Annotated in this window: 15 protein-coding genes; 6 read left to right on the plus strand and 9 right to left on the minus strand. The window is 38.4% G+C overall.

What is annotated here, in order from left to right; genetic code table 11:
- Position 1 precedes the first annotated feature (1 nt).
- From murE to DV424_RS04525, 6 genes are all read right to left on the minus strand, one after another.
- Positions 2-1,468: a UDP-N-acetylmuramoyl-L-alanyl-D-glutamate--2,6-diaminopimelate ligase gene (gene murE, locus DV424_RS04500; RefSeq protein ID WP_118859209.1), complete on the minus strand. Its 1,467-nt coding sequence runs from the start codon at positions 1,466-1,468 to the stop codon at positions 2-4.
- A 9-nt stretch (positions 1,469-1,477) separates the two neighbouring features.
- Positions 1,478-3,310, minus strand: coding sequence for a penicillin-binding transpeptidase domain-containing protein (locus tag DV424_RS04505; RefSeq protein WP_118859210.1), 1,833 nt, complete (start codon positions 3,308-3,310; stop codon positions 1,478-1,480).
- 12 nt (positions 3,311-3,322) lie between these two features.
- On the minus strand, positions 3,323-3,646 hold the full coding sequence (gene ftsL, locus DV424_RS04510) for a cell division protein FtsL (protein ID WP_053465432.1): 324 nt from the start codon (positions 3,644-3,646) through the stop codon (positions 3,323-3,325).
- Between the two features lie 2 nt (positions 3,647-3,648).
- The gene (rsmH, locus tag DV424_RS04515; RefSeq protein WP_118859211.1) at positions 3,649-4,614 is read right to left on the minus strand and encodes a 16S rRNA (cytosine(1402)-N(4))-methyltransferase RsmH; all 966 of its coding nucleotides are present in this window, start codon (positions 4,612-4,614) and stop codon (positions 3,649-3,651) included.
- Between the two features lie 37 nt (positions 4,615-4,651).
- Positions 4,652-5,107 carry a division/cell wall cluster transcriptional repressor MraZ gene (gene mraZ / locus DV424_RS04520; RefSeq protein ID WP_118859212.1) on the minus strand — a complete coding sequence of 152 codons (456 nt, stop codon included), beginning with the start codon at positions 5,105-5,107 and terminating at the stop codon, positions 4,652-4,654.
- Between the two features lie 202 nt (positions 5,108-5,309).
- On the minus strand, positions 5,310-6,896 hold the full coding sequence (locus tag DV424_RS04525) for a carbon starvation CstA family protein (protein ID WP_118859213.1): 1,587 nt from the start codon (positions 6,894-6,896) through the stop codon (positions 5,310-5,312).
- A gap of 198 nt (positions 6,897-7,094) precedes the next feature.
- Here DV424_RS04525 and DV424_RS04530 point away from each other — a divergent pair, with 198 nt between their 5' ends.
- Positions 7,095-7,328, plus strand: a complete 234-nt coding sequence (locus DV424_RS04530) for a zinc ribbon domain-containing protein (RefSeq protein ID WP_118795663.1) — start codon at positions 7,095-7,097, stop codon at positions 7,326-7,328.
- A 36-nt stretch (positions 7,329-7,364) separates the two neighbouring features.
- Here DV424_RS04530 and fdhD read toward each other — a convergent pair whose 3' ends face one another.
- Positions 7,365-8,177, minus strand: coding sequence for a formate dehydrogenase accessory sulfurtransferase FdhD (fdhD, locus tag DV424_RS04535; protein WP_118859214.1), 813 nt, complete (start codon positions 8,175-8,177; stop codon positions 7,365-7,367).
- 274 nt (positions 8,178-8,451) lie between these two features.
- Between fdhD and fdnG the strand changes: the two genes are divergently transcribed.
- The 4 genes from fdnG to fdhE all read left to right on the plus strand — a co-directional run bounded on the left by fdnG (position 8,452) and on the right by fdhE (position 14,162).
- Positions 8,452-11,535: a formate dehydrogenase-N subunit alpha gene (gene fdnG / locus DV424_RS04545; protein ID WP_154099477.1), complete on the plus strand. Its 3,084-nt coding sequence runs from the start codon at positions 8,452-8,454 to the stop codon at positions 11,533-11,535.
- A gap of 1 nt (position 11,536) precedes the next feature.
- The gene (gene fdxH, locus DV424_RS04550) at positions 11,537-12,475 is read left to right on the plus strand and encodes a formate dehydrogenase subunit beta (protein WP_118859216.1); all 939 of its coding nucleotides are present in this window, start codon (positions 11,537-11,539) and stop codon (positions 12,473-12,475) included.
- The gene (locus tag DV424_RS04555) at positions 12,468-13,184 is read left to right on the plus strand and encodes a formate dehydrogenase subunit gamma (protein WP_050949328.1); all 717 of its coding nucleotides are present in this window, start codon (positions 12,468-12,470) and stop codon (positions 13,182-13,184) included. The genes fdxH and DV424_RS04555 overlap by 8 nt, the downstream gene beginning before the upstream one ends.
- A gap of 69 nt (positions 13,185-13,253) precedes the next feature.
- Positions 13,254-14,162 (plus strand): formate dehydrogenase accessory protein FdhE, encoded by a 909-nt coding sequence (gene fdhE / locus DV424_RS04560; RefSeq protein WP_105877343.1) that lies wholly within the window; start codon positions 13,254-13,256, stop codon positions 14,160-14,162.
- A 38-nt stretch (positions 14,163-14,200) separates the two neighbouring features.
- Here fdhE and rimI read toward each other — a convergent pair whose 3' ends face one another.
- A complete protein-coding gene (gene rimI / locus DV424_RS04565) occupies positions 14,201-14,641 on the minus strand; it encodes a ribosomal protein S18-alanine N-acetyltransferase (RefSeq protein ID WP_105877344.1) in 441 nt (146 codons plus the stop codon).
- 2 nt (positions 14,642-14,643) lie between these two features.
- Complete coding sequence (gene holD / locus DV424_RS04570; protein WP_005657846.1) at positions 14,644-15,048, minus strand: DNA polymerase III subunit psi; 405 nt, start codon at positions 15,046-15,048, stop codon at positions 14,644-14,646.
- Positions 15,049-15,153: 105 nt separating this feature from the next.
- On the opposite strand from holD, the gene rsmC reads away from it, so the two are divergent.
- Positions 15,154-16,146: a 16S rRNA (guanine(1207)-N(2))-methyltransferase RsmC gene (rsmC, locus tag DV424_RS04575; protein ID WP_118859217.1), complete on the plus strand. Its 993-nt coding sequence runs from the start codon at positions 15,154-15,156 to the stop codon at positions 16,144-16,146.
- Positions 16,147-16,157: the final 11 nt, after the last annotated feature.

Genomic DNA, 16,157 nt, shown 5'->3' on the forward strand with positions numbered 1-16,157 from the left:
ATTATTTTAAAAAATCATGGGCAATTTCTTGGTCTGAAAAATGCACGATTTCAGTGCCAATAATTTGATAATTTTCATGGCCTTTGCCAGCAATTAAAATCACATCATTTTCAACCGCACTTTCAATCGCAAACTGAATGGCCTGTTCTCGATCAGGAATAATGCCGACTTTATCCATATTTTTAAAACCAGCGACAATATCTGCTTCAATTTGGCTTTGTGATTCTGTTCTAGGATTATCTTTTGTCACAATAACCTTTTCAGCAAACTGCTCTGCGACTTGTGCCATTAATGGGCGTTTGCCTCTATCGCGGTCTCCACCACAACCAAAAATACACCATAACTCACCTTGGCAATGTTCACGCGCTGCCATTAAGGCTTTTTCTAGTGCGTCAGGTGTATGCGCATAATCTACAATAACTGTTGGTTTATTTGGATATTGAATCATTTCCATTCTTCCACATACTCCTTTCAAAGATTTCGCCGTAGCGAGTAAATTTTCCAATGGGTAACCAAATGATAATAACGTGGTCATCACTAATAACAAGTTGCTTACATTGAAAGCACCGATTAATGGACTATGCAATACGCCATTACCCCAGCTAGATTCAAAAGTAATATCTGAGCCTTTAGCATGATAGTGGATATTTGTTGCTTTCATCCATTGATGTGAGTTTGATTGAAAATCAGGGCTCGTACTTACCGCAATAGCATCTGGCAATTCACTTAACCATTGGCATCCAATCTCATCATCAGCATTAATCACTTTAATTTGAGTATCTAATTCGGTGAACAAGCGTTTTTTTGCGGAAGCATAATTTTCCATAGTCTGGTGATAATCTAGATGATCACGCGTTAAGTTCGTAAAAATCCCTGCCTTAAAATGCAACGACTCCACACGATGTTGTACCAAACCATGCGATGAAACTTCAATAGAAGCAAAATCTGCACCTGCTTGCTTAAAACTGAAAAGTGATGATTGAATTTCCACTGCTGAGCCAGTTGTATTTTTAGCTTCTACAACTTGACCTAAAAGGCCATTACCAATGGTTCCCATCACAGCAGCACGATGACCTAATAATTCCGTCCATTGTGCTAATAATTGAGAAATAGTCGTTTTGCCATTTGTCCCCGTGACACCAACAAGCGTTAATTTTTTAGAAGGCGAATCATAGAAAATATCCGCCAAAGACGAAAGATGACGTGCAAGTTGATAATATTTCACTACTGGCACATTCCCAATAAATGCTACGGTTAAATGCTCGCTAGATAATTCTGTCTCAGACACCACCGCACTCGCACCAGAATGAATAGCAGAATCAATAAATTGATTTCCATCAACCTGATGACCTTTTATCGCCACAAAAAGATCGCCCGCTTTAACTTTACGGCTATCCAACACCATATTATGGAGTTCTATATCATCCTTTAATTCAGGCAAATTAAAAAGTGCGGTGAGTTTTTTCATAATTTTTCCTTAATTCACTTTTTGATTCTTGTGATCACCAACATATACGATACGTTTTGCGCTTTTAGTTGCTGTTTTCTCAGCAGGTTCAGCATCTTGTGGAATAGCATTTGCACGCAAAGCATAGCCCATAATGCTAGAAAATACTGGCGCAGAAACTGCACCACCATAGTATTCACCGGCTTTTGGATCATTAATCAAAATCACCAATGCATAACGAGGGTCACTAATCGGTGCAATACCTGCAGTAAATGCCACATATTTATTCACATAGTGACCATTTTCAATCTTACGCGCTGTACCAGTTTTCACGCCAACACGGTAGCCTTCCACCATTGCGCGTTTATTTTTAATTGCGACTTTCTCTAAAATCCCCACGATATCTTTAGTTATTTTTTCAGAGAAAACACGTTTTCCAATGACTGGCGGATCGACTTTTGTGATAGAAAGCGGGCGATAAACACCAAAACTACCAAGGGTTGCATATGCTCGAGCAATTTGTAAAGGTGTCGCAGTAATACCATAACCATAAGCGACTGTTGCACGTTCAATATCGGCCCAGCGTTTACGGTTTGCGTTCAAAATCCCAACTTGTTCACCAATCAAACCTAAATCTGTCGGTTTACTTAAACCTGCATTTTGATAAGTTTCCATCAATGCACTTGGTGGCATACGCAATGCAAGGCGACTCACACCACGGTTACTTGAATTAATTAAAATCTCATCTAAAGTTTGTTGTGCGCGAGGTGCAACGTCCACAATTTCTTTGCCACTCACTGTAAATGATCCCGTGTTGATGATTTCATCACGGCGCACTACTCCACGTTGAAGTGCGGTTAAAACTACGAAAGGTTTTACAGTAGAACCTGGCTCAAACGTATCGGTGATTGCACGGTTACGCATTAACTCAGATTTCACACCAACACGGTTGTTTGGATTGTAAGATGGTGCAGTAGCCATAGCCAACACTTCACCAGTTCTAACATCAACTAACACCGCAGTACCGGACTCAGCATTATTGTCAGACACCGCCTTTTTAATCTCACGATATACCATGGATTGTAATTTTTCATCGATACTCAAGGTGACATCTTGCGCATCATATTTTTTCTCATCCGCAATATGTTCAACGATATTTCCGCGTTTATCTTTACGAACAGTACGTGAACCATCTTTACCCACAAGCATGGAATTAAAGCTTTTCTCAATGCCCTCAATACCGTTTCCATCAATATCGGTATAACCCACCACATGCGCAGCTTCTTCTACGCGAGGATAAAAACGACGATGCTCAGTTTCTAAATTAATACCTTTAATCTTAAGTTTACGAATATAATCTGCTTTGTTAGATTCTACTTGACGGGCTAAATACAAATAACCTGATTTAGAATTCTTCTCGATTTTTTTCACCAAATCATTTTCGCTCATACCCAATTCTTGAGCCAAAGCAGTAACCCGTTCTTTATCCGCAAGTGCATTTTCTTTTAGCATAGTTTTCGGATCTGCAACTACAGCATTCATCGGTACACTCACAGATAAAAGCTGACCATTACGATCTAAAATTGAACCACGCACAGATAACACTTCATCTTTACGCAAAGAACGTTTATCCGCCTCTCCAGATAAGGTACTCGAATCAACAGACTGCACATAAGCCGCACGAGCGACTAAAGCACATAAACCGGCCAAAATAAAAAAAGCAGAAACTCCATAACGAACACGCATAAAACATTTTTCAAACACAATTTTCTGTTTGTTATGTTTTACGGTTTCAGGTGCGGTCAATTTTCTAATTGTTTTTTTTGCTTTACCTGATTTACGAGAAGAATTGAACTTAACCATCTTTTCTACCTATTATTCTCTAATTTCAACTTCTTGTTCTGGGGACAATATTTTCATTTTTAATGTACCAACAGCAATAGACTCGACTCTAGTACTATCTCCTTCCGTTGCTTCTTGCACTTGCAAATTTCGATATTCACTTTCAAGTGCTTGGCGCTGTAAAACCAATTGACCATTTTCAGAAATTAATCGACGAGTCTGATGAGTTACCCAAATCACGCTCATTGATGAAATCAAAATCGCAACCAATAACAACACAATTAATTTATTTGAAGAAAATAGATCTTCGACCAAAATCTGCTGTAACGGATAACGAGGTTTATTATTTTCAGACATCACTAAATTCTCTCCGCCACACGCAATACCGCACTTCTTGAACGAGGATTTGCTTGAATTTCTGCATCACTTGGTTGAATTGCTTTACCTATAATTTTTAATTTTTGATTACGTTGAATTTGGTCTTCTCGCAATGGCAAACCTTTAGGGATATCCTCACCTTTACTTTGTTTTTTCATAAAATGTTTCACCATTCTATCTTCCAAAGAATGGAAACTAATAATTGATAAACGCCCTTCTGGCGCTAACATATCTAAAGCGGAATTAAGTACACTTTCCAATTCATCTAATTCTGCATTGATGAAAATACGGATAGCTTGGAAACTGCGAGTCGCAGGATGTTTATGTTTATCTTTAAAAGGTACCGCTTGTGAAATAAGCTCAGCTAATTGACTAGTACGCGATAAAAATTCAGTGCCATTTTTAGCCGCACTTTTGTTGTAATCAACAATAGCAGTTGCAATACGTTTAGCGAAACGTTCTTCGCCAAAAGTTTTCAAAACCCAAGTTAAATCCTCGATCGATACTTGTTTTAACCATTCTTCAGCCGACAAACCTTGAGTCGTGTCCATACGCATATCAAGCGGACCATCTTTCATAAAACTAAACCCACGCTCTGCTTCATCAAGCTGTGGGGATGACACGCCAAGATCAAGCAAAATACCGTCAATTTTGCCAACCAAATTTAATTTTTCACAAATTTCAGGAACATGGGAAAAGCTATTGTGTTCAATCTGAAAACGTGAGTCTTGAATTTTTTGAGCTTCAACAATGGCTCTAGGATCGCGGTCAACGCCAATGAGACGACCATTTGGAGATAATTTAGAAAGGATTAAGCGAGAATGTCCACCACGGCCAAAAGTACCGTCAATATAAATTCCATTTTCCTTCAATGCCAAGCCATTCACGGCTTCGTGAAGTAAAACTGTAATATGTTCAGGTGAAGAAAAGGAATTTTCGGTATCCATAAATACAATATAAAAGTAAAAAACGGTGAATCATTTTCTATAATGAGAAATTTTTCAAAGCCTCAGACGCAAAGTCTGCACTTGAACCAATTTCCATATCTTCTTCAATTTGAGCATGCCATTCTACAGCACTCCAAATTTCAAATTTATTAAGTTGTCCCACCAACATTAAACCTTTTTCTAATTTTGCATGTTGGCGTAATGGCCCACTAAGCAAAATACGGCCCTGAGCATCCATCTCACATTCAGTGGCATGGCCAAGCATTACCCGCTGCAAACGGCGTTGGGTAGGATCAAAGTTAGAAAGTGCGAGAAGTTTTTGTTCGATTTTTTCCCATTCATCAAGTGGATAAAGTAAAAGGCAGGGTTGGCGAATATCTACAGTACAAACCATTTGTCCTTGATTCTTTTCAAGAATTTCAGAACGATAGCGGGTTGGGATCGCTACGCGTCCCTTAGAATCTAAATTAACCGCTGTTGCACCACGAAACATATTACGCCTTAAAATTGAACTTATTTTGAGAAATTTTTCTAAAAATCTCCACAAAACACCACTTTTCTCCACATCTGCGTAAGTTTATAATTTGTTTGATTAAGTTGCAAGCGATTAACCCTGAAACAACCCTATTTTTTATCAAAATAAAAGCCGTTTGAGAAAATATCCCAAACGGCTTTTTTAAACCAAATTATCTTGATTAATTATTCACATAAGCTTCTTCATCACGCTCGCCTAATGGCTTAAGCATAGCGAAGAATAACACGATACAAACAATTGTTGTTGCAAAACCAAGATAAACTGAAAGTTGATAATCTAAACCGAAACCGATTTTGTTGTAGAACAAGTAAGTTGCACATACTGTTGTAATAAACCAAGCCGGAATAGACGCAACCCAGTGGAATTTATGGTAGCGATATAAGTATGCTGCTGCAGTCCATAACATTACCATTGCAGTCATTTGGTTTGCCCAAGTGAAATAACGCCATAACACGCTAAAGTCAATAGTTGAAACGAAATAGCCTAATACGAATAGTGGTACAGCAATTAATAAACGTTTAGGTAATGAACGTTGGTCGATATGGAAAATTTCTGCTAATTGTAAACGAGCTGCGCGGAATGCGGTATCGCCAGAAGTAATAGGTAAAACCACTACACCTAACACAGCAAAAATACCACCGATAAAACCTAAGAAGTGTAACGAACTGTCATACACAACTTTAGACGGAGAACCTGCTGAAATCGCATCTTGTAATGCTTGTGGGTTTTCATAGAATGCAAGACCAACCATACACCATACTAATGCAATCACACCCTCAGTAATCATTGCACCGTAGAAAATAAAGCGACCTTCTCTTTCATTTTCTGCACAACGCGCCATTAATGGGGTTTGCGTTGCGTGGAAACCTGATAACGCTCCACAAGAGATAGTTAAGAATAACAATGGCCAAATTGGAACATCACCTTTCACTTGGAAATTTTGTGTAAATTTCGCCCAAGTTAAACCCTCTCCATCAGCATTGATTGTACGGAAAAATTCAATTGGATCAGTTGCACTAAAATGCGAGACTACTAGCCCATATACCATACCAACTGACATAAAGAGTAATAACGCACCAAAGAGCGGATAAATTCTTCCGATAATTTTATCAACTGGAAGTAAGGTCGCAAGGATATAGTAAGCGAAGATAATGGCTGTCCATACCGCCACCACTGTTGCTTTATCCATGCCCCATACTTTAATTCCACCCGCTTCAACAGCGTGGTGAATCGCTTCAGCATCACCAAGTGATAATGCCCCTTGTGAAGCCCCAAATACATCCATTGTAATGGTTCCCATTAATTGAGCTGGGCTTGCCACAAATACGACACCGACAAGTAAGAGCAATACAAGAGCTAACGTATTAATAAAAACTTTAACTGGGCGACCTAAAAATTTACCCGCCAAATATGGCATAGTTGCGCCACCATGACGAATACTTAACATACCACAAAAATAATCGTGAACTGCACCAGCAAAAATACAACCAATTACAATCCATAACATTGCTACAGGCCCGTATAATGCGCCAAGAATTGGTCCAAAAATCGGGCCAGTTCCTGCAATGTTTAATAATTGAATTAGCCAAATTTTAGTTTTTGACATCGGCATATAATCCACACCATCATTCATTTGGTAAGCTGGCGTCTGACGTTTTGGATTAATCACAAAGATTTTTTCGATAATTTTTCCATAAACAAAGTAACCAAGAATCAACATGGCTACACAAAAGAAAAACCATAACATAGAAAGGCTCCTCAAAAGATAAACAAAAATATTTAGTGTATGCCCTAAACAAGCCGCGGTATTCTATTTCAAATTGTTCTAAATCAAAAATTGAATTTAAAGATTTTTATAGATTTGTGACTTATATCACATTTGTAAAATCTAAAAATTCAATTAATATACTAATAAATAAGTAATTTTATAGATTATAGAGAAAATATGGCCTTAACTCGATGCCCTGAATGCAGAAAAAAGATTAGTGAAAATGCAGAAAACTGCCCTAATTGTGGTTTTTCTTTCAAACACACAGATTTAGAAATTTATAAACAACAATTAGAAAAACGACGCCTGCATAATGCTGAAATCAATCGTAAAAGTACAAAACTCCACATAATTTGGTTTTGCATCTTTGCTATTTTTATCGCGCTGGCTAGTTGGATTACAAATAAATAGAAGAAATATCTCGTATGTATAGAGTTACTTCAGATATCAACTATTAATTCGCCCATCTCCACTATAGATATTCCCTTTACCTTCTCTTGCAAAGCCAATCAAAGTCAAATGATGCGCTTCAGCCATTTTCACAGCAAGATCAGTTGCCCCAGAAATGGTCACTAACATTTCCACCCCACAAGAAATAGTTTTTTGAACCATTTCATAACTTGCACGACTCGAAGCAACAATAATTCCATTAGGCTTGCCTGATTTTGCATGCCAGCCAAGTAATTTATCAAGCGCAACATGACGGCCCACATCTTCAAAAATGGCAAGCATATTCCCTTCTAAATCAAAAAAACCACAAGCATGAGTCGAACCTGTTTGCTGACCTAATCGTTGATTTTTATTAAGATCCGACAAACAGCCATCTAGCAAATTCAAATCAAACTGAAAAGTGCGGTCTAATTTTGGAAAATTTTTATATACTTGATTAAGCTGCTCCGTGCCACAAATGCCACACCCAGTCCGTCCAGTTAGGTTACGGCGATGCTCTTTTAATGCCATAAATTTTCGGCTAGACAGTTCGATTTGCACTTCAATACCATTGCAAACTTCCACAACATCGATGCCGTAAATATCCGAAGGTTTTTCAATAATTCCTTCCGTGAGAGAAAACCCTAGAGCAAACATCTCTAAATCTTTCGGTGAACACATCATCACCGCATGAGAAATACCGTTATAAACTAATGAAACTGGCATTTCGACAGCAAGAAAATCTTCTTTTGATTGTAAAAGTGCGGTTGAATTTTCTACACTTTTATTTCTTTTAAAAAAGTTAATCGTTTGTTTAATCAGCCAATCCATTCTTTACCTACCCATTACTTAAATGTAAAAAAAATGTTAATTTTTTTATAAAATCATGATCTAGATCACAATATTTCTGCATTATAATGCCATTTGATTATAGATTTATCGTTAAAAAATCGTTATTCTAGGCGCCCATAAATTGGCCTACTTTGAACCAATTTGCGATGTTGAATAACGTTATTCTAACGGAATCAACCAAATTATCTAGTTACACTAGACGAATTTATTACTATCTAAATATCTCAACAACTTGTTGTTGAAAGGAGTGATTATGCAGATCTCAAGAAGAAAATTCTTTAAGGTCTGTGCAGGTGGTATGGCGGGAACATCGGCTGCAATGTTGGGTTTTGCTCCAGCAAATGCATTAGCTGCGCCGCGTGAATATAAATTATTACGCGCATTTGAATCTCGTAACACTTGTACATATTGTGCCGTAAGCTGCGGTATGTTGTTATACAGCACAGGCAAACCTTACGATTCATTAAGCAGCCATACTGGCACAAATACTCGTTCAAAACTCTTTCACCTTGAAGGCGATCCAGATCATCCAGTCAGTCGTGGAGCTCTTTGCCCGAAAGGTGCTGGCGCACTAGATTATGTCAATAGTGAAAGCCGTTCTTTATACCCTCAATATCGCGCACCTGGTTCTGATAAATGGGAGCGAATTTCTTGGAAAGATGCAATTAAACGCATTGCTCGCTTACTGAAAGATGATCGTGATGCTAACTTTGTTGAAAAAGACGCAAGTGGCAAAACTGTGAACCGTTGGGCAACTACAGGTATTATGACTGCATCTGCTATGAGTAATGAAGCGGCACTTCTTACTCATAAATGGGTGAGAATGTTAGGCATAGTGCCGATGTGTAACCAAGCGAATACTTGACACGGACCAACGGTAGCAAGTCTTGCTCCATCATTTGGTCGCGGTGCTATGACAAATAACTGGGTTGATATAAAAAATGCCAACCTTATCATTGTTCAAGGCGGTAATCCTGCTGAAGCTCACCCTGTTGGCTTCCGTTGGGCAATTGAAGCGAAGAAAAACGGTGCGAAACTTATCGTCATCGATCCACGCTTTAACCGTACAGCCTCTGTTGCAGATTTACATGCGCCAATTCGTTCTGGTTCTGATATCGCATTTTTAATGGGTGTCATCCGTTACTTATTGGAAACAAACCAGATTCAACACGAATACGTTAAACACTATACCAATGCCTCATTCTTAATTGATGAAGGTTTCAAATTTGAAGAAGGTTTATTTGTAGGTTACAACGAAGAAAAACGTAACTACGATAAATCTAAATGGAACTATCAGTTTGATGAGAACGGACACGCTAAACGTGATATGACCTTACAACATCCTCGTTGTGTCATTAACATCTTAAAAGAGCATGTTTCACGTTATACTCCAGAAATGGTTGAACGCATTACAGGTGTAAAACAAAAACTTTTCCTACAAATCTGTGAAGAAATTGGTAAAACCTCTGCACCAAATAAAACGATGACGCATCTATATGCGTTAGGCTTTACCGAGCATTCAATCGGTACACAAAATATTCGCTCAATGGCGATGATCCAATTACTTTTAGGTAATATGGGTATGCCTGGTGGTGGTATTAACGCATTACGTGGACACTCCAATGTGCAAGGTACAACAGATATGGGCTTATTGCCAATGTCTTTACCAGGTTATATGCGTTTACCAAACGATAAAGATACCTCTTACGAGCAATACATTAATGCGATTACACCAAAGGATATTGTTCCAAACCAAGTGAACTATTATCGTCATACTTCAAAATTCTTTGTTAGTATGATGAAAACCTTCTATGGTGATAAAGCAACCAAAGAAAACGGTTGGGGTTTCGATTTCTTACCAAAAGCAGATCGCTTATATGATCCAATTACTCACGTTAAATTAATGAATGAAGGCAAATTACACGGTTGGATTTTACAAGGCTTTAACGTATTAAACTCATTACCGAACAAAAATAAAACTGTTGCAGGAATGAGTAAGTTAAAATTCTTAATCGTGATGGATCCGCTTCAAACTGAATCTTCCGAATTCTGGAAAAACTTTGGTGAGTCAAACAATGTGAATCCAGCAGATATTCAAACTGAAGTATTCCGTTTACCAACCACCTGTTTTGCCGAAGAAGATGGTTCTATTGTTAACTCTGGTCGTTGGGCTCAATGGCACTGGAAAGGCTGTGACCAACCAGGTGAAGCGTTACCAGATGTTGAAATTCTTTCTATGATTCGTGAAGAAATGCATCACCTTTATCAAAAAGAAGGTGGTCGTGGTATCGAATCTTTCGAAGCGATGACTTGGAATTATGCTCAACCGCATTCACCAAGTTCTGTAGAATTAGCAAAAGAATTGAATGGTTACGCACTTGCTGATCTTCTCGATGCAGATGGCAACGTCATGTATAAAAAAGGTCAATTACTTAACGGATTCGCTCACTTACGTGATGATGGTACAACTTCATCAGGTAACTGGCTCTATGTGGGTCAATGGACTGAAAAAGGTAACCAAACTGCAAACCGTGACAACTCAGACCCATCAGGTTTAGGTTGTACATTAGGTTGGGGCTTCGCATGGCCGGCAAACCGTCGTATCCTTTACAGCCGTGCTTCACTTGATATTAACGGTAATCCTTGGGATAAACACCGTCAATTAATCAAATGGAACGGTAAAAACTGGAACTGGCATGATGTGGCTGACTATGGTACACAACCACCAGGTTCTGATGCAGGTCCATTCATTATGTCTGCAGAAGGTGTAGGCCGTTTATTTGCAGTAGATAAAATTACAAGTGGTCCAGTGCCTGAGCACTATGAACCAATTGAAAGCCCAATTGATACTAACCCACTGCATCCAAGTGTAGTCTCTGATCCGACAGTTCGTATCTATAAAGAAGACCGCGAATTTATCGGCTCAAATAAAGACTTCCCGTATGTGGCAACGACTTATCGTTTGACCGAGCATTTCCACAGTTGGACTGCTCAATCTGCATTAAATATCATCGCTCAACCACAACAATTCGTGGAAATCGGTGAAAAATTAGCTGCAGAAAAAGGTATCCAAAAAGGTGATATGGTGAAAATTACTTCTCGCCGTGGCTACATTAAAGCCGTCGCAGTAGTAACGAAACGTTTGAAAGATTTAGAAATCGACGGACGTACTGTACACCATGTGGGTCTTCCAATTCACTGGAATATGAAAGCCTTAAATGGTAAAGGTAACCGTGGTTTCTCTACGAATACCTTATCACCATCTTGGGGTGAAGCAGTCACTCAAACACCAGAATATAAAACATTCTTGGTAAATATTGAGAAAGCGGAGGCATAATATGGCAGGAAGTGGTCAAGGCGTTCAAACGCAAGACGTTATTAAAATCTCCGCAACATCTGGTTTAACACCAGCACCACAAGCGAGAGATCATAAAGTTGAAGTCGCAAAATTAATTGATGTTTCAACTTGTATAGGATGTAAAGCCTGTCAAGTGGGTTGTTCAGAGTGGAATGATATTCGCTCTGATGTCAATGCACAATGTGTTGGGGTTTATGACAATCCAGTTGATCTTGATGCAAAAGCATGGACGGTGATGCGTTTTAACGAAGTTGAAGAAAACGATCGTTTAGAATGGCTGATTCGTAAAGATGGCTGTATGCACTGTGCAGAACCTGGTTGTTTAAAGGCTTGTCCGGCACCCGGTGCAATCATTCAATATGCTAACGGTATTGTAGATTTCCAATCCGATAAATGTATTGGTTGTGGTTATTGTATTGCAGGCTGTCCATTCAATATTCCACGAATGAATCCTGAAGACAATCGTGTATACAAATGTACTCTTTGTGTGGACCGTGTTTCTGTAGGTCAAGAGCCTGCATGTGTGAAAACTTGTCCAACTGGTGCTATTCGTTTTGGTTCTAAAGAAGAAATGAAACTCTACGCGGAAAAACGCATAGCTGATTTAAAATCTCGTGGTTATGAAAATGCAGGGCTTTACGATCCTCCGGGTGTAGGCGGTACACACGTAATGTATGTGTTGCATCACGCAGATAAACCTGAGCTTTACAATGGTCTTCCAAAAGATCCTCAAATTGATTTGAGTGTGACCTTATGGAAAGATGTATTGAAACCAGTCGCTGCAGTTGCAATGGGTGGTCTAGCTCTAGCAGAAGTTGCGCACTACTTAACCGTTGGCCCAAATGTAGAAGAAGATGTGGAAGATCATCATCACGAATTTGAAGAAAATAAACCATCTAAGGGGGAAAATAATGAGTAAAATTGAAATTAGCAACGATACTCGCGTTATCCGTCATAGAACCCCAGCACGTATCAGTCACTGGATGTTGGTTATTTGCTTTTTTATGACGATGTTCACTGGTGTTGCATTTTTCTTCCCTGATTTTGCTTGGCTCACAGAAATTTTGGGTACACCACAAATTGCGCGCGCCATTCATCCATTCACAGGGATTTTAATGTTCTTCGCTTTCATCTACTTAGCGTTATTATACTGGGATCACAATATTCCAGAAAAAAACGATATTCGCTGGGCAAAAGGTGTCGTTGAAGTTCTTAAAGGGAATGAACACGCGGTTGCTGATAATGGCAAATATAACCTTGGTCAAAAAATGCTCTTTTGGACATTAAACTTGGCAATGGTAACGTTATTAGTCACTGGCATCATTATGTGGCGTCAATATTTTTCACATTACTTCTCAATCCCAGTATTGCGAATTGCTATTTTACTCCACTCTGCAAGTGCTTTTATGTTATTCACTGGTATCTTAGTGCATATATATATGGCATTTTGGGTTAAAGGATCAATTCGCGGTATTGTTGAAGGTTGGGTAACCGTTCGTTGGGCGAAAAAACACCACCCAAGATGGTATCGTGAAGAAGTTTTATCAAAACTTGAGGAAGATTTACTCAACGAGCAATCTGGCAAAGTAGGTAAAACCAAAGTCTTATTTAAAGGATTTGGCAAATAAGCTGAAATCCTGAAAAAGAAAAAGTGCGGTTAAAATTGACCGCACTTTTTATTATAAAAGTGAGAGAATATGAGTATCAAAATCTTATCTGAATCAGAAATTAAACAAGTAGCAAATTCATATCAAGCCCCAGCGGTTTTATTTGCCAATCCTAAAAATCTTTACCAACGCAGAGCGAAACGTTTAAGAGACTTAGCACAAAATCATCCTCTATCTGATTATTTATTATTTGCTGCAGACATAGTTGAAAGCCAACTTTCCACGTTAGAAAAAAATCCTTTACCGCCACAACAGCTTGAACAGTTAAATGCTATTGAGCCACTAAATGCCAAAACCTTTAAGAGAGACAGTATTTGGCGTGAATACTTAACTGAAATTCTTGATGAAATAAAGCCCAAAGCTAACGAGCAAATTGCTGCAACAATTGAATTTCTTGAAAAAGCCTCTTCTGCTGAATTAGAAGAAATGGCAAATAAACTCTTAGCACAAGAATTTAATTTAGTCAGCAGTGATAAAGCCGTCTTTATTTGGGCTGCACTTTCTCTTTATTGGTTACAAGCAGCTCAACAAATTCCCCATAATAGTCAAGTTGAGAACACCGAAAATTTACATCACTGCCCTGTTTGTGGTTCTTTACCTGTTGCAAGTATGGTACAAATTGGTACATCACAAGGTTTACGCTACTTACATTGTAATTTATGTGAAAGTGAATGGAATTTGGTACGCGCACAATGCACCAATTGTAATAGTCATGACAAACTTGAAATGTGGTCATTAAATGAAGAACTTGCGCTTGTTCGTGCCGAAACCTGTGGTAGCTGTGAAAGTTACTTGAAAATCATGTTCCAAGAAAAAGATCCTCATGTAGAGCCAGTAGCCGATGATTTGGCTTCTATTTTCTTAGATATTGAAATGGAAGAAAAAGGTTTCGCCCGAAGTGGATTAAATCCATTTATTTTTCCTGCAGAAGAAGCATAAAAATATAGCCTAGAAATATCTAGGCTAATTATTTAAATCTATAGATAACACGCCATTACCACGGCATTTTCTCGTCCACCACTGGGTTTCGGATAATAATTTTTCCGCATATCCACTTCATTAAAACCAATTTTTTCATACAAGAAACGAGCAGGGTTAGACTCTCTGACTTCTAGCCATAAAGTCTGAACATCTTTTTCTTTCAATCGAGCGATTAACTCATTCAACAATAATTTTCCCAATCCATTACCTTGATGAGACGGTACAATAGCAATATTAAACAAAGTCGCTTCATCCAATACGGTTTGGCAAATAGCAAAACCGATAATCTGATTATTCTCTATTAATTTTAAATTGAGATAACGCTCACCTTGATTATTTTTTAACGTACCAAATGACCAAGGCACCAGATGGGCTTGCTGCTCGATTTCATACAATCGGTCGAAATCACAGGCTTCAATTTGAGAAATAATAGACATAATTAAGGCTGCTGAATTTGTTGCCACAACGCTCGTTTGGCTTGATGATTAGATTGAAATTGCTGCCAACTTGGCGAGCGATAAACCTGCTCAGCCTGCTTGCAAAATGGCAAAGTGCGGTCAATTTGGTCGCTATTTTCTGATAGTAACCAGTAACGAATAGGCTGCTTACATTCCATATGCTGGATTTGATCGTAATTCAAACATAAACAATTTTCTTTTTTAAGATTAAGGCTTAACAGCACATCAGCCAACAAAGGCGAGCTACTGATATTTTCATCGGAAACAGTGATAAAGCGAATATTCTCTGCCACACTAATTCCTACTGAACCTTGCAGTACCTCGGGGCGATATAATTCCCACTGGGAAATGCCCATTTCTTGTAAAAGAAGATCGCGTCTGTTCATAAGTGAATTTTTAAAAACGTTGCTTGAAAAATAGTGTTAATTTCTTTTATTAATCTTTGCTAAAATGACGCATAATTTTAACTAATAACCCACAGGATTCAAAGCGTGATTTCTCTAGAAAGCCAAGTTTTAGAACGCCATCTTTCATTTTTTGATGGTAAATCGGTATTATTTGCTGGCGGTATTTCTGATAATTTTCCTCAAACATTAGCCTCAAAATGCCCATCAATCCAAATTTGGAGTTGCTATTTTGACTATGCAAGAACGCAAAGTGCGGTCAATTTTTCCGTTGAATTTCAAGGTCAAGCCGATTTAATCGTTTATTATTGGACTAAAAACAAACAAGAAGTCAATTTCCAACTGATTCAACTATTAGCTCAAGCATCTATTGGTCAAGAAATATTAATTATTGGTGAAAACCGTTGTGGCGTGCGTTCAGTAGAAAAAACATTATCACCCTATGGAGAAATAGCAAAAATTGATTCTGCTCGTCGTTGCGGGTTATATCATTTTTCACTCCAAAACAAACCGCACTTTGAACTTAAAAATTTCTGGAAAACCTATCAACATTCTACGCTACAAGACTTAACTATATATAGTTTACCTGGGGTATTTAGTGCGGCGGAATTAGACACAGGCACAGAACTGTTACTTTCAACCATTGATAATAAAATAAAAGGAAAAGTGCTCGATCTTGGCTGTGGCGCTGGGGTAATGGGCTCTATGATAAAAAAACGCACGCCTAACGCACAAATTACAATGACAGATATTCACGCAATGGCATTAGAATCAGCGCGTAAAACACTTTCTGAAAATCAATTACAAGGCGAGGTTTACGCCAGTGATGTCTTTTCTAATATAGAAGGAAAATTTGATTTAATCATTTCAAATCCGCCATTCCACGATGGCATTGATACCGCCTATCGAGCAGTGACAGAACTCATCACTCAAGCGAAATGGCATCTCAATCAAGGTGGAGAATTACGTATTGTCGCCAATGCATTTTTGCCTTATCCCGAATTACTTAGACAACATTTCGGTGATTACGAAGTGCTTGCTCAAACAGGAAAATTTAAAGTGTATTCAGTGAAAAATTAGAAACAAAAAAA

Origin of the sequence: Haemophilus haemolyticus, from assembly GCF_003493605.1 — a bacterium.
GTDB lineage: Bacteria > Pseudomonadota > Gammaproteobacteria > Enterobacterales > Pasteurellaceae > Haemophilus > Haemophilus haemolyticus_J.